We start from the raw sequence: 21832 nt of genomic DNA, 5'->3' as shown, positions 1-21832 counted from the left end.
TTTGTTTCAATGGTGATGGAATTTCTCCCGAACTTCATAGTCCAAATCTCTTAATTGTCCTGCCAAGTACCGGTTCACCACCTCTTCCACCGTTCCTGAAGCTCCTCTTATCACTTTTATGCCTAGAGTCTCGAAGATGGAAAATGCTCTCTTCCCAATGCCTCTCACTATAACCAATTCTGCACCTTTTTCTTTCACGAAATTTGGAACAGCACCGGCGATATGATCCTGTGCAAGAGGGTTTTCTTCAACGGAGATATCCAGCACTTTGTCGTTTTCCACTTTTACAAATGCGAAGTAGGGTGCTCTACCAAAGTGTTCCGATATAGGAGAGTCTTTTCCTTTGTTTTCAGAAACGGGAATGGCTATGATCATGGTTTCACCTCCTTTATGGTTCAGGATCAGTTTCTGTTTCCTTTGTTGATAGGTGTTCATCAGGTAGCAGAGGTTTTATTATTTCAAAAGCTTTTTTTACAATTTTATTCTGTGCGACCAATTTCTTTATGTAAGAAACATCAGGAAAACTTATTGCTCCTGTTGGACAAAGATTCATACACGTCTGACATGCGACCATGCAATTGTAAGGACGTGCTACTATCACTTTCCCTTCTTTTCTGTCAAAGTCAAATACTCGCCTTCCACAAGTTACAAAGCAAATACCACACGTTGCACATTTATCGTAGTTGATGACTGGATACCACTCTATTGCTTTTCTATCTACACCCCACCAGGGAATTTTAGAAAGATCACGAATCTCCCGCCCAAGGGCATCCTTTCCAATCACCGGAGTGTTCTTAGATTCCATTCCAATCTCCCTCCCAATCCTGTTTTTTATCTTTTTGCAATAGGGAGGGAGTGTTAATAACCACACCACCAGCACCAGCACACTTTTCTCATAGCTTTCACCTCGAGGAAATTATATACTTTTTACATATATTTGTCAAATAAAAATAAAAAATAGAAGCTTTCCAGCCTGAAAAATCGCTGCGGGTTTGTACCTATAAGGAAATATTGAAACTTTCTCATCAAAAAGTTCTTTCGCCTGCCAGAACACTCGTTTCCATACCTCAAAGGAAGTATTGAAACCGGCAGCAAACCTCAAAGCGCTCGAAAGAAAGGGGGTTTCCATACCTCAAAGGAAGTATTGAAACCGATGTCTGCGTGCTCTAACCATTTGTACAATTCTTGTTTCCATACCTCAAAGGAAGTATTGAAACCAATATCCGCAAAGACGAGGAAGTTTGGATCGAACCGTTTCCATACCTCAAAGGAAGTATTGAAACACTGCCTCTCTTAAACGACGAAATGCGGAAGAGAGGTTTCCATACCTCAAAGGAAGTATTGAAACAGAGGAGATACATCGCAGAGGAAACAAAGAGAAAGAGTTTCCATACCTCAAAGGAAGTATTGAAACTCGCCTTCCCATACGAGGGTCTGTACGTCGCCCTGGGTTTCCATACCTCAAAGGAAGTATTGAAACTAGCCACGGCGAATGCTTTGTCGTGGCGGGTGAGGTGTTTCCATACCTCAAAGGAAGTATTGAAACTGAAGTACGCCATTTACACGAACCCTAAGGGCGGATGTTTCCATACCTCAAAGGAAGTATTGAAACATAAACTCGGCACTTCGAGCATAGACGAGAACTTCGAGTTTCCATACCTCAAAGGAAGTATTGAAACCCGTTGGATTTCAGAGAAATTATACCACAAAGCATTTCAAAAAGCAAGAGTATATGAGAACATACAAAGGGTGTTTCATCACAGGTGATTCTAACACACAGAAAGATCCAGTCAAGTACTGTTTGGAAAAATGGAATAATTGCATAGTCAATGAAAAGCCTAAAGAAAGACAAAATCAAAAGATAAATTATTCTAACCTAGGTCGGGCCATTTTGGGGTGTTTCAGGGGGAAACCGTCTAGTTCCTGTTTTCACAAGTTTGTTCAAAAAGGTTCTCCTTAAAAGGTTAGAGGCTAAGTGTGCGGTTTCTTTATTCATGATAGATACATGAACACAGATGAAGACATATTCACAGATCTTTTTTTCGCTTTCTCACTCACAATTCCATTTTCCCTGCATACATCACCTCTCTCAAACCCGCATGAATTTTTTCGTTACCGGTAATTGCATACTCTGTATCACACATCCAATGCCAGTTACAATCACCACCCACCTTGTGAATAAATGGAACTTACCGTACTTTAGTGAATAAAATATAATTTTAGTAAATCAATCAATTTGTAACTAACATAAATACGACCTCTCTTGTCAGTTGTTTACAGCAGGTGTAAAATTTGTTAGGGGTGAAGACAATGAGAGTTCTCATCATAGGTGTTGGCAACATCGGAAAGCAGATTTTGAAGATGACTCACTTTGAGAAAGTTTATGCCTTCGACAAATTCCGAAAAGATCACATTCCAGATATTCACTGGCTTGAGGAGTTTCATGTCCCGGAGGATGTGGATACAGTAATCGAATGTGCCTCCCCAGAAGCGGTTAAAGAGTACTCCTCTCAGATACTGAAAAGCCCCGTGAACTATCTGATCATCAGCACCAGCGCTTTTGCCGACAGAGTTTTCAGAGAATCGTTTTTCGAAGAACTTAAGGTTTCACCAGCAAAGGTATTTTTCCCTTCCGGTGCGATCGGTGGGCTTGATTTGCTGGCAGCGGTAAGAAAAAATATACATCGAGTGATCATTGAAACAAGAAAACACCCGAAAAGTCTTGGAATAAACATCGAAGGAGAAACGACCGTCTTCGAAGGAAGTGTAGAAGAGGCAGCAAAGCTTTTTCCCAGAAACATAAACATCGCTTCTACCGTTGGTCTCATCGCCGGCTTTGAAAAGGTAAAGGTGATCATAAAAGCCGATTCTTCTCTCTCAAACAACGTACACATCATAAGTGTTATCTCCGATGTTGGAAAATATGAATTCAGAATAGAAAACCTGCCATCTCCAGAAAATCCCAAAACGAGTATGGTAACGGTTTATTCCATTTTGAAAACCATCGAAAGTCTGAACTCCAAAATCGTCTTCGGATGAGGAGGGACAAGGGTGATAGACAAAATCCTGAAACTGAAGAAGGAAAAAGGTTATGTGATACTTGCTCACAACTACCAGATCCCGGAACTTCAGGATATAGCAGACTTTGTTGGAGACTCACTGCAACTTGCAAGGAAAGCCATGGATCTGGAAGAAAAAAAGATTCTTTTCCTCGGTGTGGATTTCATGGCAGAACTGGTCAAGATATTGAATCCAGAAAAAAAGGTCATAGTTCCTGACAGAAGCGCAACATGCCCTATGGCAAACCGCCTGACACCGGAGACAATCGAGGAATACAAAAGAAAATACCCGAATGCTCCTGTTGTTCTTTACGTGAACAGCACAGCCGAGTGTAAAACCCTTGCGGACGTCATATGCACTTCAGCAAACGCTGTGGACGTTATAAGAAAAATCGACTCGGATGTGATCCTCTTTGGCCCAGATAGAAACCTGGCAGAGTACGTGGCCGAGAAAACAGGGAAGAAAATCTTCGCCATGCCCGAAGATGGTCACTGCCCTGTTCATCAGTTCAGTGAAAACTCCGTTGACATTGCAAAGAAAAAACATCCTGACGCCAGGGTAGTGGTCCATCCAGAGTGTCCAAAACCGGTCAGGGACAAAGCCGATTACGTTGGAAGCACTGGTCAGATGGAAAAGATACCGGAGAAAGACACGGCAAAGACCTTTGTGATAGGAACAGAAGTGGGTATGATCCACAAATTGAAAAAGAAATTCCCGGATAGAAACTTCATCCCACTGGAAAGCGCCATCTGTGTGAACATGAAGAAAAACACCCTGGAAAATACACTCTTGGCACTTGAGACAGAAAGTTTCGAAGTTACTCTTCCTGAAGACATCATCGAAAAAGCCAGAAGACCCATTCTCAAAATGTTTGAAATCATGGGGTGATAATGTGGAAAAACTCCTTGAGATCCTTTCATCACACGTGAGGGAAGACGAAGGAAATCTGGATATCGCTTCTTTTCCCCTTCGAAACACGACATCCAGAGCGACTGTTTTTCTGAAAACAGAAAACGTGGTCGCTTCCGGAATAGAACTCGCCCAGAGATTTCTGGAAAAGTACCATCTGAAGTCCATCTTCCACGTGAAGGATGGTGAGTTCATACCCAAAAAAGGTGCGATAGGTGAAATAGAAGGCAACACGTACAGCCTGCTTTTGATCGAAAGAACTCTCCTCAACACACTATCACTGATGTTTTCAACAGCCACCGTTACAAGGAGGTTTGCCAGAAAACTCAAACACGCAAAGATAGCCGCCACGAGGAAAACGATTCCGGGTTTTTCCCTTTTCCAGAAACTTGCTGTGATGCACGGAGGCGGAGACACCCACAGGTTCAATCTGGGAGACTGCGTTATGATAAAGGACAACCATTTGAAACTCTACGGAAGTGTGGAAAAAGCGATCCAGGAAGTTAAAAAAATTTCCTCCTTCACAAGAAAGATCGAAATCGAGGTCGAAAACATGGAAGACGCCCTGAAGGCCGTTGAGATGGGAGCAGATATCGTCATGCTGGACAACATGTCGCCAGAAATGGTAGAGAAGGTATCGAAGAAGATCAAAGAGATGAACCCAAACGTCGTGGTGGAGGTGTCTGGAGGCATCACAGAGGAGAACGTATCGGATTACGATATAGAAACAGTGGATGTGATCTCAACAAGCCGCCTGACTTTGAGTGAGGTCTTTGTGGACCTTTCACTTGAGATTCAGCGGTAGAGGTTGAGTATGAGTCCGTTGATCTCTTCTATCCTGGCAGCCAGGTTTATCGTCTGCCATTCGTTCTTCATGATCTTTTCGGCGAGGTCCATCAGTTTTTCGTTCACTTCCTCCACCACAACGTGTAGTTTTGCCTTCCCGCTTGTCATATCGAAACTACCGGACAGTTTGTAGAGTTTTTTCTCAACGAGTTTCAGAAATTCCTTTATGGCATTCTTGTACCTTTTCAGGTTAGAGGGAGTGGGGGACCTCACAAGTTCATTCCCGGACTCGATCACTTCCTCGAGGGCCTCTTTGAGGAGTTTTTCAAATTGCTCTACGCTGATGTCCTTCATTATATCGAAGAATTCCTTTTTATCTACTTCTCCGGTTCTGGAAGTTCTCTTGGATTTTTTTCCTTTGACCTCCTGGTTTTTCAGAGATTCCCCTCCGAGAGGGTCTATCCTCACCTTTTCATCTCCTCGGTGATGACCTCCAGTTTCTCAGGGTCAAGGTACAACCTCCGGTACTCTTTTCCCTGAACTTTCACGATGACAGGCGCTTTTGTTATTGTCGGTGCTTCGAAGATGTCGATCGCATAACTAGATACCTTTTCCAGGAACTTGTACAGGGAGAACCTGTTCAGGTTGTTGAACCCAAAATTCTTCACCCAGCTTCCCACAAACAGAAAGTCGAAGAGTTTCACCTTTCTCTTCGAAAGTTCCTTGACAAAATCCGTGAAACTTTCAACCTGCTTTCCAAGAAGATTCTGAGAGAGTTTCAAAAACTCCTCTTTCGACATCACCGAGTAGAAGACCCTTTCCGCTTTTACTTTCAGCAGGTTCTCTATCTTTTCGAGATCGCTCAGGGGTCTTTCAGAAAAGAGCGACTCTTTTCTTTCCGGATCGTAGGACTCCTTTGGGAAGGAAACGATGTACACCATCCTTTTGGTGTCATCTATTCTCACAAAGTAACTTTCGCCCTCCACCCTGAAAAGATAGTGTATTTCTTTTGCTCTGTAATCTGGAGAAGAAAGGAATGATCTGTAGTAGAGAAATCCAACGGCGATAACAGCCACTACCACAAAGACGACGATGAGCAGTATCTTACTCGACCTCTTCATCCACATGACCTCCTCTGCTCATGAGAATACTGTTCCAGAGTTCCACCGTTTCGGGTATGAGCAAAAGATCTCTTCCGACCGCGTAGAAGATTTTATTCTTCAAAACCTGGAAGAATCCTTCCTCTAGGTTTCGAAACGCTATCTTCCTCAGAGCGTCAACCCCTGGAAAGTCCCGTGTGAACTCCAGAGAATCGGCTATGAAGAGGATCTTTCCTATTTCCCTGAAACCAACGTGTCCTGAAGTATGATAAGCAACGGCTATGAGTACTTCTTCGTCATCCACACCGAAGCGTCTTTTCAAAAACTCTGCCGCCACCTTTCCGTGGAGCAAAACAGGATGAGCCTTTTCTAGATCCGATATCTTCAGACCGTAAGCCCTGGACATCTTCAAGAGTTTTCTGGGTGGCACGTCTCTGAACATATCATGTGACAGAGCGGCAAGTTCCAGTCTGTTCAGATCCACGTTGTATATCTCTCCCAGTCTTTTTGAAAAATCCACCACAGACTTTACATGAACGATCCTTTTTTTTGAAAGGACTCTGTTCAGGATCGCTTCCAGTTCATCTATGACCAGCGTCATTTTCTACCACACCTCTCTCTCTGCTTCCTCTACCTCCATACCGGGATAGAGTTCCAGATAATCTATGATGGCGTCAAAAACCTTCTCTATGAAAGCCTTGTCGGTGTTCACCATAGCGATTCCTATCTCGAAGAAGTTCTTCGAATCGTGTGCCCCAACTTCAGAAATGGATATGTTGTACTTTTTTCTCAGGTCATTCATGAGTCTTCTCAGTATGCCTCTTTTTTCTTTCAAGGATCTCACACCGAAGAGTCTGACGCGCAAATTCACCACACCTATGTTCATTCTACCACCTGCTCTCAGTAGAGCACGAAAGAAAGTATCAGAGGTTCTCTTCCGACTTTTATTTTTGCTCTGGAATTTTTCACACTCACCCTCACAATATCGTCGTTGAACACATTTTTGGAGTGAATACAGATATTTTCCCATATGCCGGAAAAATCCAGAGTAACGGATGTATTCTCCAAAAGAGGGTTCAAGACACAGAGGATGAATCTGTTTCCGTGCCTCCAGAGATAGGATATCACCCTCTCCGGCTGATCGTTTCTTATGAAGATCATCTCTCCGTTCGAAAACACGTTCGTTTTGTATCTGTAATGTGCTAGTTTTCTGTGCAGAGAGAATATTTCGTTTTCTTCTCCAGGAATGGGAAGTGTGTACTCGTTGAATATGTCAAGATCTTCCTTGAGAGCGTATTCCTGCCCGTTGTGAACCAGGGGTACTCCCTTCACCGTGAAGAGAAAAGCAATCCAGTGCATCAGTGATTCTCGAGAGAGAAACTTCGCCACTCTGGGTTGATCGTGGTTTTCCAGAAACCTCATCTTTATGTATCCTCTTGGGTACATGTGATCCTGCATCCTCAAAAAATCGATGTACTCCCTTAAACTATTTTTCCCTTCTATGAAATCCCTGAACCTGTAATAACCGTCGTAGTCGTAAGTGATGTCAAACGCCTGGTACATGTACGGATCGTGAGTCTCGGATATCCATATGAGTCTTTTCACAGGATCGAGATTTTTTCTTGCCTGAAGCCAGAAATCCAGAGGAACAAGGCCTGCCACATCACATCGAAAGCCATCCACGTCGAACTCTTCAACCCAGTACCTCATCATGTTGATCATGTACTCTCTCAATTCTCCGTTCGAATAGTCAAAATCGACGACATCCGACCAGTCGGGAACCTTCCTCGTGGGGTTTCCGTTTTCATCCCTGAGAAACCACTCAGGGTGTTTCTTCACTAGGACATTGTCGACAGCAGCATGGTTCAACACCATGTCCATCAGAACGTACATGTTCAGTTCGTGTGCTCTTTTCACAAATTTTTTGAAATCTCCCTTTGTCCCGATCAAAAGATCTATCTCGTAGTAGTCACGGATGGCATACGGAGAGCCAAGAGTCCCTTTCCTTCCTTCCACACCAGTAGGATGAATGGGCATCAACCACACCGTGTTGATGCCCATTCCCTTCAGTCTTTCCAGATCTTTTTCGAGAGAGAGAAACTTTTTCCCTTTTTCACCCGGATAAGCCCTTGCGAAGGCTTCGTATATTATCAGGTTTTTGAGGTTCATATCATTTCTCCTGTTCCTGCATCTCTCTTCTTCTCTCTTCGATGATCTTTTCCTGAATGTTCGGAGGTACTATCTCGTACCTCTGGAATCTCATGGTGAAGTAACCTCTTCCGCTGGTGATGGAAGAAAGTTTGTTGGAAAAGTCTAGCATCTCTGCAAGGGGAACTTCCGCTTTTACCTTCACCATGCCCTTGCCGGAGGGTTCCATACCAAGAGGTCTTCCTCTTCTGCTGGAGATCTCACCCATCACGTCTCCTGCGTTTTCTTCTGGGACGAAGACCTCTACCTCCATGATCGGCTCAAGTATCACAGGCTTTGCCGCTTCCATTCCTTTCTTGAAGGCCTGTATCGCTGCTATCTGGAACGAAATGTCGGAGGAGTCCACTTCGTGATAGGAACCATCGAAGAGGATGACCCTGACGTCCGTAACAGGATAGCCTGCAAGGACACCTCTCTTCATCGCTTCTCTGACACCTTTGTCAACGGAAGGAATGAAGTTTCTGGGGATCACACCTCCAACGATCTTGTCAACAAATTCATACCCCTGACCTCTTGGCAGAGGTTCCAGTTGTATCTTCACGTGTCCATACTGACCGTGACCACCCGTTTGTTTCTTGTGTTTGTGCTCTGCGATGGCTGTTGCTGTGATCGTTTCTCTGTAGGCGATCTTCGGTCTTCCTACCTCAACATCGACTCCGAAGATTTTCTTCAGTCTTTCCACCATAACGTCAAGGTGCATCGCACCAAGACCAGAGATCACCGTTTCACCAGTCTCCGGATCGTACTCCCACACGAAAGTAGGATCGGAGTCGGAGAGTCTGGACAATCCACCGCTGATCTTGTCGATGTCCGACTTGGACTTTGGATGAACAGAACGAGAGAACATGGGCTCCGGGAAAGAAGGAGCGATTATCTTCACCCTTCTATCCCTGTGGGCCAGTGTTTCTCCAACAGCACCCTCTTTGAGTTTCAAAAGTACCACGATTTCGCCAGGTCCAACAGATTCGACTTCTTTCTGCTGCTTGAGAACAGGAAGATAAACATGTCCGACCTTTTCCGAGGTGTCTTTCTGAACGTTGACGATGGTGTCTCCACTCTTCAGAGTGCCCGCTATGACTTTTGCAAAGGTTATTCTTCCAACGAACTGGTCAACAACAGATTTGAAGATGTAGGCACAGAAAGGTTCTTCTTCAGAAAAAGGTATCTCTACTTCTTTACCATCTTCCATCGTTGCCCTGTAGGGACTCGCCTCTGCCGGAGAGACACCTATGTTTTCCAGATAGTCCAGAAGCACATCAACGCCGATTCCGCTCAGAGCAGAACCTGCTATCACAGGTACCAGTTCACCTTTTCTGTAGCTTTCTTTGAGAACTTTCACGAGTTCGTCGTATCCTATTTCTTCTCCATCGAGGTATCTCATCATGAGCTCTTCGTCCTGCTCCACTATGTCCTCGAGGATCTCTGATCTCAATTCATCGAACTCAGATGGCATATCTTCTTCCACCGGCTCTTCTCCGTTGTATCTGTAGGCCTTCTTCTTGAGAAGATCAACAACACCTTCAAAATTCTCTGCTGCACCGATTGGAACAACAAGGGGCAGTATTTTTCTTGAGAACCTTTCCTTCAACTCCGCAACGACGTTGTCAAAGTTTGCTCTTTCCTTGTCCATCTGGTTCACAAACACCATGATGGGTTTTTTCATTTCTTCGGCCAGGTTCCAGGTCCTCTCCGTCTGTATCTCCACACCCGCCACAGCGTTCACCACTGACACGACGTTTTCCGCAACGAAGATCGCATTTATGACTTCAGAGATGAAATCTGCAAACCCCGGAGTATCTATCAAAAACATTCTCTTGCCCTTCCATTCAAAAGATGCCACATGGGAGGAAAAACTCGCACCTTTCTCTTCCTCAACAGGATCGTAGTCCACATACTTTGTTTCTGGTTTGTCGATCATATTCAACTTGTAGAGAATACGAGCCAGAAGCAAAGATTTCCCAGACCCGTTGTGACCTATCAAAGCTGCTGTTCTCACATTCCGGATGTCTCCCATCACTCACCCACCTCCGTGCTTTTTTTCTCCCAAACAACGATCCCCACAGGTATGGCTGCCGTGCTGTTTTCTGCTTTTCCAAAGAGGTTTCCGCCCACCGCCATTACCGAAGAACTTCCCCCATCGACACACATGGCATCTTCGAACCCTCTGGAAAGAAGAAAATCAACAAGTTCATCATAGTTCAACCCTCTCGTTATATGATTATAACCTTCGAAGACGATAAACCAAAGCTTTCCATTTTTTGTAGCAACGACCGTTCTCGGTGCCTTTGCATAGGCGATTCCACCACCGTATCTTGCCTTTTCTTCCTGGGCATCTGGAATCGGAGCACCATTTTGAATCAGAAGAGGCCCTCCCTCCACCGCCTGTCTTATTCGAATCGGCAGATTCGGCTGAATCGAAAGATAAGCCCTGTCTCCTATCTTCAAGTTGGAAAGGTAGGTTTCGTATTTCCTCGAAACGGCTATCACACTTTCTGAGCCTTCTGCCTTTTCTTTGTATCCAAGATATTTCACCGTGTTTCCTTCCACGACGAAATACAACTTGTCATCCTTTTTCGGAATCGTGCCTGAGAACTCCTTCGTGTAAACCAGCACTTCTCCCTCTCCGAGCGTGTTGATTCCCTTGACGAGAAAGAGCACATCGTTCACCGTCAAGGTGACATCCACAAGCACCCTTCCTATGAACACGTCTCCTTCTTCGGTGATCGCAAAAATGGGTCTTCCGGAAAACATCGTAGAATAGGGCTTCCCATCTATCACGACAAGGCCAATGGGAAACTTCGTCACAGGATCAAAATAGTTTCCGTTTATACCAGCCACACCACCGACCCTCTTTACCATATCGTCCAGTTTTTCAAGTGAACCAAAGCCCTTTTCGGCTATGACGGGTTTCACCTCGACCTTTTCTGGGTCCATGATCAGGTAGTTCACAACCGTTTTTTCTCCTTTTCCGAATTCTTCTATCTTACGTTCGAACACAACACCATCGGCTATCTCAAGTTTCCCGAAAAACCCCTCGATCAACGCCAGCTGGCAGACGAGGCGATTCTTCTCAAAAGTCAACCTCACATCTGGGTAGAAGTTTCCGATGCTAGTGATGATGGTGATCTCATTTTTCCCCGGCTTCACCTCTATTCCTTCTGAGACCACGGGAATGTTTTCCACCACAGGGGAGATCTTCAAGACGACCCTGCCCATGCTCTTTTCAACTTCCACCATGTCCGGCACGAGAACACCCGTGTAAGAGATGACTATCCTGTCTTTTTCTTTTGTGGCGGAAAGAAGTATCGGCAGGGAGTTGTAGATGAGCACGTTTTCTCCTTTTGTGTAAACCTGAAAGCCTTCCATCAACTCTTTCACAGCATCGATTGGAAGAAGGAGTTTTCCTTCCAGAAAAAGAGGTGGGGAGAGTTTCTTCACAAAATCCAGTACCGTTTCTTTCTCTTTCACAAAGAGCACATGATCATCGTAGACAACGTAGTGGTAACCGTTTGCGTGTATGTAACCAACACCAACCGGTGAAAGATCTTCCACGTAAACGTAGTAGACACCGTCCCTGAAAACACTTCTTACAGGAAATGCTTCTTTTCCGCTAATCACGTATGAAGCAAAGGAAAGACAGGCAAGAAGGAGAAAGATGAACATCAGTTGTTTCATTTGATCACCTCTTCTACCACTCTGAATGGCTCTGGTGGAGTATCAGACACCACATATGCTTCCTTCAGAAGTTTCATAGCACTTTCCAGGTCGCTCTTTTCTGAAACATAAAGCCTTGCGATCGTTTCTCCTTTTTCCACGAAGTCTCCCAGTTTCTTCTCAACAACTATTCCCACGCTGTGATCTATTCTATCCTCTTTTTTCTTTCTTCCAGCACCCAAAAGCATGGAAGCCGTTCCCACCTTTTCGGTGTCTATGAAGGATACGTATCCATCTCTTTCGGCTTTGAACTCCTCTATCTTCTTCGAAACGGCCAAAAACTTCCATGGATCGTCAACCACTCTCTCATCTCCACCCTGTGCTTTTATGAGTACACGGAACTTTTCGAGGGCTTCCCCCGTTTCGATCTTTTTCTTCAATATCTTCTTTCCATTTTCAAATTCAGAAACTCCCGCAAGTTCGAGCATCAAAGCACCAAGGGTGATCGAAAGTTCTACCAGATCCTCTGGGCCGCGTCCTTTGAGGGTCTCTATAGCCTCTATCACTTCCAGAGAGTTTCCTATGAAACGTCCCAGCGGCTGGTTCATGTTCGAAAGAACAGCGGCCGCTTTTCTACCATGGCGTTTTGCTATTTCCAGCATCAAGCCGGCAAGTTTTCTGGATTCTTCAATGTCTTTTATGAACGCACCCGTTCCAAACTTCACGTCCAGAACGAACGCATCGCTCCCAGCAGCAAGTTTTTTGCTCATAATACTCGATGCGATCAGCGAGAGTTCATCAACGGTTGCTGTGGCATCACGCAGAGCGTATATTTTCTTGTCCGCAGGGACAAGATTTCCCGTCTGTCCCACAATCGCTATGCCGTATTTTTTTACGTTTTCAACGAATTCATCTATGGAAAGCTCCGTCCTGAATCCCGGTATAGACTCCAATTTGTCGATTGTTCCTCCCGTGTGTCCAAGGGCTCGCCCAGACATCTTCGCAATGGGAACCCCGCAGGAGGCAACGAGTGGAGCAACGACGAGGGTGGTCTTATCCCCAACACCTCCAGTTGAGTGCTTGTCAACCTTCTTTCCAGGTATTTCCGAAAGATCCAGAACCTCTCCTGATCTCATCATGACTTCGGTGAGATAGTAGGTCTCCTCCTCGTCCAGATGGCGAAAAAAGATCGCCATCAGAAACGCCGCCATCTGGTAGTCAGGTATTTCCCCTCTCACGAATCCTTCCACCATGAACTTTATCTCTTCTCTGGACAATTTTTCACCGTTTCTTTTCTTCAGAATAACATCGTAAGCCCTCATGTCATCACCTACCCTTGGGCAGATACACCCTCATGAGTGTACCCTGTCCGACCTCGCTTTCTACTTCTATCTTTCCACCGTGCCTGTCGACAATCGTCTTCACTATGGTGAGGCCAAGGCCAGTGCCTCCCATTTTCCTCGATCTTGCCTTGTCCACTCTGAAGAATTTTTCAAAGATCCTGCTCTGGGCCTCTTTTGGAATACCGGGTCCCGTATCTTCCACCTCTATAACGGCCCAATCGGGTGTATCGTAAGCCCTAACCCAGACTTTCTTTTCTCCTTTTTCCTTGAGGGAAGTGTACTTGACAGCGTTGTCCACGAGGTTCAGAAGCATCTGGATGAGCCTTTCTTTGTTTCCTTTGACTGTAACATTCTCGCAATCGATCTCGAGTTCCACTTCGTTTTCTTCCGCGATGGGCTGAACTATCCTGTAAACGTAATCCACCACTTCACAAAGATCGAGTTCCTTCATCTCAAACTCAACAGAACTTTCTTCCATCTTTTCAAGATCCAGCAGGTCGTTTATAAGGTGTGTCATGCGTGCTGATTCTTCTTCAATGATCTTGAGAAATCTTTTGACGAGTTCTTTGTTTTCGAGATCGTCTTCCAGCAGTGTTTCCGCGTATCCATGGATGGAAGTGAGAGGTGTTCTGAGTTCATGAGAGACCGTTGCGATGAACTCACGTCTCATCTCATCCAGTTTCCTTTCCTTCGTCACATCGTGGAAGAGAATGACAAAGATCTTGTCACCGCTTTTCAGATCGACGGGAATCACCTTCACGTGAAAGTACTTCTTGTCGTTTTCTATGTATGTGACCAGTGTTCCTTCCTGTGGTTCCAGGCTTTTTATTGTTTCCTCGACCATTTCGTTTATGTAGTAATCCTCGAATATCTCATAGTAGCGTCTTCCCTCAGGACTGATTCTATCCTGAACGAGCCTTCGAGCAGCTTCGTTCAAAAATGTGATGTTCCCCTCTCTGTCGAGGATGAATATGGGTTCACTGAGACTGTTGAGTATGGTGAGAAAATTGTCCCGGCTGACTTCCACGCGAGCGATTCTGTCTTTCAGATTGTCGATGTACTTTTTCAAACGCTCGAAAAGATAAAGTGGGGGAACATCCTTTTCCCCCAGCATATCCGCCACTTTTTTTATGAATATCCTGTACTCAGATAACTTCCTTCTGAAAAAGAAAACAAGCAAGGCAAACAGCAGGACTCCTGCGACGATCAAAAACAGTTCCATGGATCATTCTTCCTTTCCAGGATCTCTGAACTTGTAACCTTTTCCACGAACGGTGATGATGTATTTCGGGTTCGATGGGTCTTCTTCTATCTTCGTTCTCAACCTTCTGATGTGCACATCGACCGTTCTCGTGTCACCGTAGTAGTCGTACCCCCACAGCTTGTCGAGAAGCACATCCCTGCTGAAAACCTTTCCTTCATTTTCTGCCAGAAACCTCAGAAGTTCGAATTCCAGAGGTGTGAGGTTCACTTTCTTTCCTCTCACTTTCACTTCGTATTTCTCCACATCGATCTCGAGATCCTTTGCAGTGATCTTTTTGGGTCTTTCCTCCTTGCTCTGCACGGCAGCAGACAGTCTTCTGAATATAGCCTTCACCCTTGCAAGAAGCTCTCTCACGCTGAAGGGTTTCGTTATGTAGTCGTCGGCTCCAAGTTCCAATCCAAGAACCTTGTCGAACTCTTCACCCTTTGCGCTCAGAAAGATAACCGGAGTGTTTCTGTATTTTTCCATAGATCTGATCTTTCTTACCAGTTCGAACCCGTCCATTCCCGGAAGCATAATATCCACGATGAACATGTCCACGTCTTCTTCGTTGGCAAGTTTCAGCGCTTCTTCTCCATCGTACGCCTTCAGAACGTCGTAGCCTTCCTTTGCCAGGTTGTATCCTACCAGTTCCAAAATTGCAGGGTCATCGTCGACAACCAGGATCTTCTTCTTCGCCATTTTCAATCCCCCTGAGAGGGGTACACCTCCTTTCATGTGATTTCTATACTATTTTAACATTACAATTCGGATTTTGGAGAAGGTCTTTTCCTGAACGTGTACCAGGAGGCAACGAACAGAAACAGAAGAAAGAGCGAAACATAGAAGAGCACCATCGATTTGTTCTCAAAAAAGCTTTCTGGGCGAAACTCCATGCCGAACATCCCGGAAAGATAATGAAGGACCAGAGCGGCCAAAACAGCGGCCCCCACTATCACCGAAAGCATTCTCGCAAAGTCTTTTTCTTTTCTGTACGCTGTGATTCCTGCAAGAAAGCCTATCAGAACGGACAGTCCCAGCGTTATCCAGTTCATATACTGTACATCCTGTATGTTGAAAGAATTCACCATGAAGTTTATCACATAGTAGGCAAGAAAAGAAACGGTCACAAAAGCAGCCAGAAAGACCAGGTACTTGTACAGAACGTATATCACAACCGCTGTCAGAACTCCAACGGCCACCATGACGATCGTTCGCACATTCTCGTTGGAAAGATAACTACTCAGGGATTCCACTTTTGACAGAAGAGGAAAAACGAAGTTGATTCCCATCACAAATCCCAGCACGGCAAACGCAACGTGTTCAACGTACCTGGATGCGAACATCAGAAAGAGGGCTGCGGGAAGGGAAAAGTACCAGTTCTCGACAACCAGTTTCAAAAAATCCCCTATCACCCTTTCCATAGGTATCCCTCCTCAAATTTTAAAACCAGAAATGCCCCGCTGAGGGGGCTGGATTTCAAGGTCGAGGAAAAATTCACTCCTGAGTCGTTTCAGCTGCTTCCAGGCTCTTCAGGTACTCGTTCACTCTCTTGAAGAGTCTTTCTTTTCTTCTCGCTCCCTGGTTTTTGTGAATGACTCCCTTTGATACCGCTTTATCGATGGCAGCCTGCGCTTTCCTGGCGAGTTCCAGGACCACTTCTTTTGGCTCGCCGTTTTCTATGGCCTTGATGACTTCCTTTATTCTGTTTTTGAAAAAGGTCTTGTAAGCTTTGTTCCTCAGTCTTCTTTTTTCAGAAACCCTGACCCTCTTTTTAGCAGATTTCGTGTTAGGCACTACTCAATCCCTCCCTCACATGTTGAAGGCTCTTTTCAACTCATCGACCATGTCGAGTTTTTCCCATGTGAATTCTTCCTCGTTTCTACCGAAATGACCGTAAGCTGCTGTCTTCCTGTAAATGGGCCTCAGTAGATTGAGTTTCTTTATGATCGCCCCGGGCCTGAAATCGAAGATCTCGGTGATCACCTTGAGGAGTTTTTCCTCGTCAACCTTCGCTGTGCCGAACGTGTCGATCAGTATGGAAACGGGTTTTGCGACACCTATAGCATAAGAGAGCTGTATGAGGAATTTGTCAGCAAGACCTGCGGCGACCACGTTCTTCGCTACATATCTTGCCATATAGTGAGCCGATCTGTCAACCTTCGTTGGGTCTTTACCGCTGAAGGCACCTCCTCCGTGGGGCACCCATCCTCCGTAGGTATCAACTATTATCTTTCTGCCGGTAAGCCCCGTGTCCGCCATTGGACCACCAAGGACGAACCTTCCTGTAGGATTGACGAGAATTTTCATCTTATCATCTCTGTACTCTTCCGGTATGACAGGATTTATAACGTGTTCGATGATCGCCTCTCTCAGATCCGCCTGGGAGATGTCCGGGTCGTGCTGAGTGGATATGAGGACGGTGTCAACACGCACCGGCTTGTCGTCCTCGTACTCTATCGTCACCTGTGTTTTCCCATCTGGCCTCAGAAATGGAAGTATGCCCTTCTTTCTGACTTCAGCAAGTCTCATAGCCAGGCGGTGAGCAAGCGTGATTGGAAGCGGCATGTATTCGGGTGTTTCGTTTGTGGCGTAACCGAACATGATTCCCTGGTCTCCTGCACCCAGTGCCTCCAGTTCGTCCGCTACCTCTTCTCCACTTTTCACCTCGAGTGCCTTGTCCACACCGAGCGCTATATCTGGAGACTGACTGTGTATGCTTGTGAGCACTCCACACGTCTCTCCATCGAAACCGTACTTTGCCCTTGTGTATCCTATCTCAAGGATCGTTTTTCTCACGATATCTGGTATCTCCACGTACGCCCTCGTTGTAACTTCTCCTGCTACGATGACGAGCCCCGTGGTAACGAGCGTTTCAACGGCGACTCTGCTCTTTGGATCCTGCTCGAGCATGGCGTCCAGTATGGCATCCGAGATCTGATCCGCAACCTTGTCAGGGTGACCTTCTGTGACACTTTCACTGGTGAAAAGTCTCCTCATTTCCCATCCTCCTTTCGCTGGTCGTATGACAGCCTTGATAGTTTATCATATCTTCCCTTAAAAGAAGATTACATTATTGTTTTTGAGCGTCTTCATACTCTTCTTTTGTGATAAAACTGCCACCCTCGATGGAAACCGACACCGGTTTGTAGGAAGATGTGAACGTTGCAACAAGATGGATTCTGTTGGGACATTTAGAGCCTACGTAGAGTTTATCTATCTTGTAAGGAACGCCTGGATTGTCATAGTCCACGATGAAGTCGTATCCCCGCCTCAGATGACTTCTGAACACCTCTCCACATCGATCACACTTTATGTAAACAACCAGAGCCCCCTTTTCTCTGTAGAAAGGATCCCTATCCAGATTCTTCTTCTTTTTCCCGAAGAACAAAAAGAGCACCACTTCACCTCCTTTGCAGATAGAAGGAAAACTCCTTCTTCATACCCCATATATCCTCCAGCACGATGGTGTACTTGGCAAAGTCTGGGAACTTTCCAATTTCCGGAAATTTGTTGACTTTCACAAGCGAAGAAAACGTCTCTGGAAAGAGTTTGTACCAGAGTTCGAATCTGTACGCCGCCGATACGGACTTTCTGTCGTACACTCCCCAGACATTTGTGAACTCAGACCATGGAATCTGTTCAAAGGAGATCTGATAGATCTCTTCTCCTTCCATCAAGAGAGAGATCTTCTTGAGCCCCAGAGTGTTGTTGAATCCTCGAGAATAGGCCTTTATGGAAAGAACTGGAAAGTTTCCGGTGAACGGGTAGGTTCTGTTTTCAACGAAGTCATAAACGTTGTCTCCTATTTTCAGATTTTCCAGGAAGATATCTTCATCCACGGGTTTTTGAAGGTTCAGGAAATTCGATGGATCGTAAGAAACTTCTTCTTTTTTGTCTCTTATCTCAAAGTGTGCGTGTGGTATGGGCGCTTCCCCGGTAGTACCGGAGTATCCCACAACTTCTCCCTTTTCAAACCAGATCTCTTTTTCTGGGAACTCCACAACAATCCTCACGTCTCCGAACTCTTCTTTCAGAGACTCCACGATCACTTCGAGTTTCTTTGCAAAACCACTCAAATGAGCGTACAGCGTTCTGTAGCCGTTTTCGTGTTCTAGAACCACCGTGTAGCCGTATATATCGTCTCTGTCGATCTCGAGCCTGACGAGCCACCCTCTTTCAGAAGCGTAGATGGGAACGCCTTCTTTCAAACCAGTGGAGAAGTCCATCCCCATGTGAAAATGCGGTCCTCTGTTTCCACTTCCTCTGTACTCACCGAAACTCGCTGAAACACGTGGGGAATCAACAGGTGGAGAGAAGGAAAAGACCACGGAAAAAAGAAGGACCAGAGCCAAAATCAGAAGCCATTTTTTCACAGTGATTCCCTCCTCATCCTCTGGCAGATTTTGCTATGTCCATCAGCCTTTTTCTCAGAAGAAGCCTTTTTGCAGGTTTTATCCTGTCTATTATAAGTACCCCGTTCAGGTGATCGAACTCGTGTTGAAAGACCCTTGCAGGATATCCTTCCAGTTCCTCTTCAACGAACTCCCCACGAACATTCTGATACCTCACCTTCACTCTCTTGCTCCTTTCTATCTCGACGAAGATCTCTGGAAAACTCAGACAACCCTCTTCTGCTATTTCCGTCTCAGGACTGGCTTCGAGGATTTCGGGATTTATCACCGCCACAGGGCCGTTTCCCACATCCATCACAAAAAACCTCTGGGATATTCCAACCTGGGGTGCTGCAAGTCCCACTCCATCGTAGTGATACATCGTTTCTATCATCCTCTCTATCGTTCGCTTCAAAGCCTCATCGAACTTCGTCACGGGTTTTGCCCTCTTTCTCAAAACAGGATCTCCGAAGACTCTCACTCTGTACACGATTCATACACCTCCCTGAGTTTCCTGAGACAACCTTCGTTGGTGAGAAACGGGTGTATGGGTGTTACGGAGACATATCCCTGCTGAACCACCCTGTAATCCACGTCCTCTCGATCGTCGTCTTCTATCACTTCTCCCATCATCCAGTAGTATTTCTCTCCAAAGGGTGATATTCTCTCTTCGAAATAATCGTTCCACCTTCTTCGACTCTGTCTTGTTAACTTCCATCCCTTTATTTCACCTACAGGAACGTTTATGTTCAGCATGGTGAAGGGATCAAGGAGCGAGAGATCGAACTCCTTCAAAAAGCTTATCAGAAATCTTGCCGCTCCTTCGAAATCAGGACTTTCATAACTTGCGCTGGAGATCGCTATCGATGGTATGTTCATCATGGCACCCTCCATGGCTCCGGAAACGGTACCGGAGTAAAGGATGTCCATACCCATGTTTGGACCTCTATTGATCCCACTCACCACAAGATCCACTCTCTTTTCCATGATCACGTTGTAGCCGAGTTTGACACAGTCTGCGGGTGTCCCTGTTGTGGAGTAAGCCACCACGTCTTCACTTATGAAGACCTTCTTCATCCAGAGTGGAACGTGTATGGTGATGCTATGCCCTGTCGCACTTCGCTCTTTGTCCGGTGCCACAACGAAGACCTCGTGCTCTTTCGAAAGGTACTCCGCCAGCAGTATTATTCCCTTGGAATTTATTCCGTCATCGTTCGTCAAAAGTATCCGCATCCTCTACCTCCCATTTGCTTTCTTTTCCAAATTTTTTCCAGAGTTTCCACTTGAACGGCACTTCTACATCTTCGAATCCTTTATCCATGAACGCTTCCCAGCTTCCGCAAAAATCAATTGTACCATCTCTCATGTGCAGTACCACATCGAAATCTTCCAGGTATTCAAGTTCGTGAGTGGCAATGATGATTCCTTTTCCCTCTCTTTTGAGATCCTCTATCACTTTTGATATCTCCCTCTGGGAGGGTGGATCGAGCATAGAAAGGGGCTCATCCATTGCTAGAAAGTGTGTATCGCGTGCCAGCATGGAAGCGATGGCCAGTCTCTGTTTTTGACCCCCAGAGAGGTTCAAAGGATCCTCTTTTTCCAGTCCAGAGAGTCCCACAAGTTCGAGAACCCTTTTTATTCTCCTTTGCATCTCATCTCTGTCGATCCCGAGTATTTCAAGAGAAAAGGCCACGTCTTCCTCAACGGTAGCACCAATTATCTGCGACGACGGATTCTGAAAGACGTATCCAACGTTCCTTCTGAGCATGAGAGGATCGGCAGGTTCTCCGTCTATAAGGATGGTTCCCTCTGCCTCTAAAAGACCGGATACCACCTTCAGTAAGGTGGTCTTCCCGGAACCGTTCTTTCCGACAACGATGTAGATTTTCCCCGTTTCGAATTCCATGTTCACGTTTTTCAGAACGTGTCTTCCGTTGTATCCGAAGGAAACATCATTCAACGATATCTTCATCTTCCTTCAGCCCTTTTACGGATCTGTAAACCCTTATTCCACCGCTTTTACAAAGTTCCTCTACGTTTCCAAAGATCTCTCTCATGTACTCTCTGATACGTCTTCCACCCTTGTTGTGGTAAGCCACCAGTTGAAGACTTCCCCCATCTTCCAGGAACTCAGGAGCCCTTCTCACAATCTCCATCCATACCTCTTTGCCGGCAACTATGGGAGGATTGCACACGATCATGTCGAACTTCATACCCTCCCATGGCTCGTAAAGATTTCCCCAACGCACTTCGACCTCTACGTTGTGGTCCTTTGCATTTATCTTGGCAAACTCCACCGCCCGTTTGTTTATATCGCTCATGTAGACTTCCAGATCTGGATATTCTTTCTTCAGAACGATCCCTATCACACCGTACCCACATCCCAGATCGAGCACCTTTTTTCCGTGAACCTTCATGTTCTCAAGGAGAACCTTCGTCGCCTTGTCTATCTTACCGTAGGAGTACACCCCTGAGGGTGTCTTGAAGACATACTCGTGCCCATTCTTCAGCACGAGTTTTGCTTCTCTGACCTTGAGTTTCGATGTGGGCTCCACCGTGTAGTAGTGTTCGAACTTTTTCTCACTCATTTTTCTTCACCTCTCTTCAGGTCCTCTTCAAGATTTTCCAGTGTCTCAAAAAGAAAGGAGGCAAACCTTGGATTTTCCGGGTCCCACAACCCGGCTTCTTTCAACTTGCTGGTGTCTATTTCATAGCCTCTTCCGTCTTTTTTTCTCAACACGTACCAGTTCACATTCGGATCAGACAGGATCAGACTCGCCAGTGTACCTGCCAGATCCCCTATGGGCTGACAGTCAACGCTTTTCAGGTTGAAAGAGGCCTTCACAACCGTTCCTTTCCCAGGCTGAGTCCACAGACTGACCTTGCCTCCAGATTGTTCTGCTGCCTGCTTGAGGAAAGGAAGTCCAAGCCCCACCTTTCTCAAACGGGGATCTCTTGTTGTGAAGAACGGATCAAACACCTTCTCTGGATTCTCTATTCCCGGACCATCGTCCTCTACGGTGAACGTGAACCATTCGTCGGTTTCTTCTATCGTTATCTTTATGTTCCTGGCACCCGCTTTCACCGAGTTCTGAGCGATGTCCATCAGATGGTCCGCTATCGTTCTTAGCATTC

Annotated in this window: 25 protein-coding genes and 1 CRISPR repeat array; of the genes, 3 read left to right on the top strand and 22 right to left on the bottom strand. The window is 45.7% G+C overall.

Features of this window, described 5'->3' with window-relative positions; translation table 11 throughout:
- Positions 1 to 6 precede the first annotated feature (6 nt).
- Together TRQ7_RS05085 and TRQ7_RS05080 are read right to left on the bottom strand one after the other, a co-directional pair.
- Positions 7 to 375 carry a NifB/NifX family molybdenum-iron cluster-binding protein gene (locus TRQ7_RS05085; RefSeq protein WP_015919243.1) on the bottom strand — a complete coding sequence of 123 codons (369 nt, stop codon included), beginning with the start codon at positions 373 to 375 and terminating at the stop codon, positions 7 to 9.
- 13 nt (positions 376 to 388) lie between these two features.
- Positions 389 to 805, bottom strand: coding sequence for a ferredoxin family protein (locus TRQ7_RS05080; RefSeq protein ID WP_041844149.1), 417 nt, complete (start codon positions 803 to 805; stop codon positions 389 to 391).
- 183 nt (positions 806 to 988) lie between these two features.
- A CRISPR array of direct repeats spans positions 989 to 1679; the repeat unit is 30 nt; unit sequence GTTTCCATACCTCAAAGGAAGTATTGAAAC.
- A gap of 631 nt (positions 1680 to 2310) precedes the next feature.
- Here TRQ7_RS05080 and nadX point away from each other — a divergent pair.
- From nadX to nadC, 3 genes are read left to right on the top strand one after another with little or no spacing between them, the layout of a single operon-like run.
- Complete coding sequence (gene nadX, locus TRQ7_RS05070) at positions 2311 to 3039, top strand: aspartate dehydrogenase (RefSeq protein WP_038067070.1); 729 nt, start codon at positions 2311 to 2313, stop codon at positions 3037 to 3039.
- 12 nt (positions 3040 to 3051) lie between these two features.
- The gene (gene nadA / locus TRQ7_RS05065) at positions 3052 to 3948 is read left to right on the top strand and encodes a quinolinate synthase NadA (protein WP_041844147.1); all 897 of its coding nucleotides are present in this window, start codon (positions 3052 to 3054) and stop codon (positions 3946 to 3948) included.
- 4 nt (positions 3949 to 3952) lie between these two features.
- Positions 3953 to 4774: a carboxylating nicotinate-nucleotide diphosphorylase gene (gene nadC, locus TRQ7_RS05060; RefSeq protein ID WP_038067065.1), complete on the top strand. Its 822-nt coding sequence runs from the start codon at positions 3953 to 3955 to the stop codon at positions 4772 to 4774.
- Here nadC and TRQ7_RS05055 read toward each other — a convergent pair.
- From TRQ7_RS05055 to TRQ7_RS04960, 20 genes are all read right to left on the bottom strand, one after another.
- On the bottom strand, positions 4765 to 5223 hold the full coding sequence (locus TRQ7_RS05055; RefSeq protein WP_015919236.1) for a YaaR family protein: 459 nt from the start codon (positions 5221 to 5223) through the stop codon (positions 4765 to 4767). The genes nadC and TRQ7_RS05055 overlap by 10 nt on opposite strands.
- Positions 5220 to 5876: a hypothetical protein gene (locus TRQ7_RS05050; RefSeq protein ID WP_038067062.1), complete on the bottom strand. Its 657-nt coding sequence runs from the start codon at positions 5874 to 5876 to the stop codon at positions 5220 to 5222. Before TRQ7_RS05050 ends, TRQ7_RS05055 begins: the two co-directional genes overlap by 4 nt.
- Positions 5860 to 6456 carry a bis(5'-nucleosyl)-tetraphosphatase (symmetrical) YqeK gene (gene yqeK / locus TRQ7_RS05045; RefSeq protein WP_015919234.1) on the bottom strand — a complete coding sequence of 199 codons (597 nt, stop codon included), beginning with the start codon at positions 6454 to 6456 and terminating at the stop codon, positions 5860 to 5862. The genes TRQ7_RS05050 and yqeK overlap by 17 nt, the downstream gene beginning before the upstream one ends.
- 3 nt (positions 6457 to 6459) lie before the next feature.
- A complete protein-coding gene (locus TRQ7_RS05040) occupies positions 6460 to 6741 on the bottom strand; it encodes a DUF503 family protein (protein ID WP_015919233.1) in 282 nt (93 codons plus the stop codon).
- Positions 6742 to 6755: 14 nt separating this feature from the next.
- Positions 6756 to 8024, bottom strand: a complete 1269-nt coding sequence (locus tag TRQ7_RS05035; RefSeq protein ID WP_015919232.1) for an alpha-amylase family glycosyl hydrolase — start codon at positions 8022 to 8024, stop codon at positions 6756 to 6758.
- Between the two features lies 1 nt (position 8025).
- Positions 8026 to 10077, bottom strand: a complete 2052-nt coding sequence (fusA, locus tag TRQ7_RS05030; protein ID WP_038067078.1) for an elongation factor G — start codon at positions 10075 to 10077, stop codon at positions 8026 to 8028.
- Complete coding sequence (locus tag TRQ7_RS05025; RefSeq protein WP_015919230.1) at positions 10077 to 11738, bottom strand: phosphodiester glycosidase family protein; 1662 nt, start codon at positions 11736 to 11738, stop codon at positions 10077 to 10079. The genes fusA and TRQ7_RS05025 overlap by 1 nt, the downstream gene beginning before the upstream one ends.
- A complete protein-coding gene (locus TRQ7_RS05020; protein WP_015919229.1) occupies positions 11735 to 13039 on the bottom strand; it encodes a pyrimidine-nucleoside phosphorylase in 1305 nt (434 codons plus the stop codon). The genes TRQ7_RS05025 and TRQ7_RS05020 overlap by 4 nt, the downstream gene beginning before the upstream one ends.
- A gap of 4 nt (positions 13040 to 13043) precedes the next feature.
- The gene (locus TRQ7_RS05015; RefSeq protein WP_015919228.1) at positions 13044 to 14282 is read right to left on the bottom strand and encodes an ATP-binding protein; all 1239 of its coding nucleotides are present in this window, start codon (positions 14280 to 14282) and stop codon (positions 13044 to 13046) included.
- 3 nt (positions 14283 to 14285) lie between these two features.
- On the bottom strand, positions 14286 to 15005 hold the full coding sequence (locus tag TRQ7_RS05010; protein ID WP_038067057.1) for a response regulator transcription factor: 720 nt from the start codon (positions 15003 to 15005) through the stop codon (positions 14286 to 14288).
- Between the two features lie 59 nt (positions 15006 to 15064).
- The gene (locus TRQ7_RS05005; protein WP_015919226.1) at positions 15065 to 15727 is read right to left on the bottom strand and encodes a hypothetical protein; all 663 of its coding nucleotides are present in this window, start codon (positions 15725 to 15727) and stop codon (positions 15065 to 15067) included.
- A 73-nt stretch (positions 15728 to 15800) separates the two neighbouring features.
- Positions 15801 to 16100 carry a 30S ribosomal protein S20 gene (rpsT, locus tag TRQ7_RS05000; RefSeq protein ID WP_015919225.1) on the bottom strand — a complete coding sequence of 100 codons (300 nt, stop codon included), beginning with the start codon at positions 16098 to 16100 and terminating at the stop codon, positions 15801 to 15803.
- A 15-nt stretch (positions 16101 to 16115) separates the two neighbouring features.
- A complete protein-coding gene (gene metK, locus TRQ7_RS04995) occupies positions 16116 to 17303 on the bottom strand; it encodes a methionine adenosyltransferase (protein ID WP_015919224.1) in 1188 nt (395 codons plus the stop codon).
- A gap of 73 nt (positions 17304 to 17376) precedes the next feature.
- Positions 17377 to 17703, bottom strand: a complete 327-nt coding sequence (locus TRQ7_RS04990; RefSeq protein ID WP_038067053.1) for a hypothetical protein — start codon at positions 17701 to 17703, stop codon at positions 17377 to 17379.
- Between the two features lie 4 nt (positions 17704 to 17707).
- Positions 17708 to 18679 carry a M23 family metallopeptidase gene (locus tag TRQ7_RS04985; protein ID WP_015919222.1) on the bottom strand — a complete coding sequence of 324 codons (972 nt, stop codon included), beginning with the start codon at positions 18677 to 18679 and terminating at the stop codon, positions 17708 to 17710.
- Between the two features lie 13 nt (positions 18680 to 18692).
- A complete protein-coding gene (def, locus tag TRQ7_RS04980) occupies positions 18693 to 19187 on the bottom strand; it encodes a peptide deformylase (protein ID WP_015919221.1) in 495 nt (164 codons plus the stop codon).
- Positions 19175 to 19930, bottom strand: coding sequence for a 5'/3'-nucleotidase SurE (surE, locus tag TRQ7_RS04975; protein ID WP_015919220.1), 756 nt, complete (start codon positions 19928 to 19930; stop codon positions 19175 to 19177). Before surE ends, def begins: the two co-directional genes overlap by 13 nt.
- Positions 19905 to 20669, bottom strand: coding sequence for an energy-coupling factor ABC transporter ATP-binding protein EcfA1 (gene ecfA1 / locus TRQ7_RS04970; protein WP_015919219.1), 765 nt, complete (start codon positions 20667 to 20669; stop codon positions 19905 to 19907). Before ecfA1 ends, surE begins: the two co-directional genes overlap by 26 nt.
- Positions 20650 to 21285, bottom strand: a complete 636-nt coding sequence (locus TRQ7_RS04965; RefSeq protein ID WP_015919218.1) for a class I SAM-dependent methyltransferase — start codon at positions 21283 to 21285, stop codon at positions 20650 to 20652. The genes ecfA1 and TRQ7_RS04965 overlap by 20 nt, the downstream gene beginning before the upstream one ends.
- Complete coding sequence (locus TRQ7_RS04960; RefSeq protein WP_038067049.1) at positions 21282 to 21830, bottom strand: ATP-binding protein; 549 nt, start codon at positions 21828 to 21830, stop codon at positions 21282 to 21284. The genes TRQ7_RS04965 and TRQ7_RS04960 overlap by 4 nt, the downstream gene beginning before the upstream one ends.
- Between the last annotated feature and the right edge of the window lie 2 nt (positions 21831 to 21832).

The sequence above is a fragment of the Thermotoga sp. RQ7 genome (genome assembly GCF_000832145.1).
GTDB classification, from domain to species: domain Bacteria; phylum Thermotogota; class Thermotogae; order Thermotogales; family Thermotogaceae; genus Thermotoga; species Thermotoga neapolitana.
The sequence above is the reverse complement of the archived record's forward strand: the minus strand, read 5'-3'. Positions and strand labels throughout refer to the sequence as shown.

What these genes read in the sequence shown, in the direction of transcription:
- TRQ7_RS05005 (WP_015919226.1), bottom strand. Translation starts at nt 15,727, where the DNA reads ATGGAAAGGGTGATAGGGGATTTTTTGAAACTGGTTGTCGAGAACTGG.
- TRQ7_RS05035 (WP_015919232.1), bottom strand. Translation starts at nt 8,024, where the DNA reads ATGAACCTCAAAAACCTGATAATATACGAAGCCTTCGCAAGGGCTTAT.
- TRQ7_RS05040 (WP_015919233.1), bottom strand. Translation starts at nt 6,741, where the DNA reads ATGAACATAGGTGTGGTGAATTTGCGCGTCAGACTCTTCGGTGTGAGA.
- TRQ7_RS05020 (WP_015919229.1), bottom strand. Translation starts at nt 13,039, where the DNA reads ATGAGGGCTTACGATGTTATTCTGAAGAAAAGAAACGGTGAAAAATTG.
- metK (WP_015919224.1), bottom strand. Translation starts at nt 17,303, where the DNA reads ATGAGGAGACTTTTCACCAGTGAAAGTGTCACAGAAGGTCACCCTGAC.
- TRQ7_RS05025 (WP_015919230.1), bottom strand. Translation starts at nt 11,738, where the DNA reads ATGAAACAACTGATGTTCATCTTTCTCCTTCTTGCCTGTCTTTCCTTT.
- TRQ7_RS05010 (WP_038067057.1), bottom strand. Translation starts at nt 15,005, where the DNA reads ATGGCGAAGAAGAAGATCCTGGTTGTCGACGATGACCCTGCAATTTTG.
- surE (WP_015919220.1), bottom strand. Translation starts at nt 19,930, where the DNA reads ATGCGGATACTTTTGACGAACGATGACGGAATAAATTCCAAGGGAATA.
- nadX (WP_038067070.1), top strand. Translation starts at nt 2,311, where the DNA reads ATGAGAGTTCTCATCATAGGTGTTGGCAACATCGGAAAGCAGATTTTG.
- TRQ7_RS05085 (WP_015919243.1), bottom strand. Translation starts at nt 375, where the DNA reads ATGATCATAGCCATTCCCGTTTCTGAAAACAAAGGAAAAGACTCTCCT.
- TRQ7_RS04960 (WP_038067049.1), bottom strand. Translation starts at nt 21,830, where the DNA reads ATGCTAAGAACGATAGCGGACCATCTGATGGACATCGCTCAGAACTCG.
- fusA (WP_038067078.1), bottom strand. Translation starts at nt 10,077, where the DNA reads ATGGGAGACATCCGGAATGTGAGAACAGCAGCTTTGATAGGTCACAAC.
- TRQ7_RS04965 (WP_015919218.1), bottom strand. Translation starts at nt 21,285, where the DNA reads ATGAGTGAGAAAAAGTTCGAACACTACTACACGGTGGAGCCCACATCG.
- TRQ7_RS05050 (WP_038067062.1), bottom strand. Translation starts at nt 5,876, where the DNA reads ATGAAGAGGTCGAGTAAGATACTGCTCATCGTCGTCTTTGTGGTAGTG.
- TRQ7_RS05080 (WP_041844149.1), bottom strand. Translation starts at nt 805, where the DNA reads ATGGAATCTAAGAACACTCCGGTGATTGGAAAGGATGCCCTTGGGCGG.
- TRQ7_RS05015 (WP_015919228.1), bottom strand. Translation starts at nt 14,282, where the DNA reads ATGGAACTGTTTTTGATCGTCGCAGGAGTCCTGCTGTTTGCCTTGCTT.
- yqeK (WP_015919234.1), bottom strand. Translation starts at nt 6,456, where the DNA reads ATGACGCTGGTCATAGATGAACTGGAAGCGATCCTGAACAGAGTCCTT.
- ecfA1 (WP_015919219.1), bottom strand. Translation starts at nt 20,669, where the DNA reads ATGAAGATATCGTTGAATGATGTTTCCTTCGGATACAACGGAAGACAC.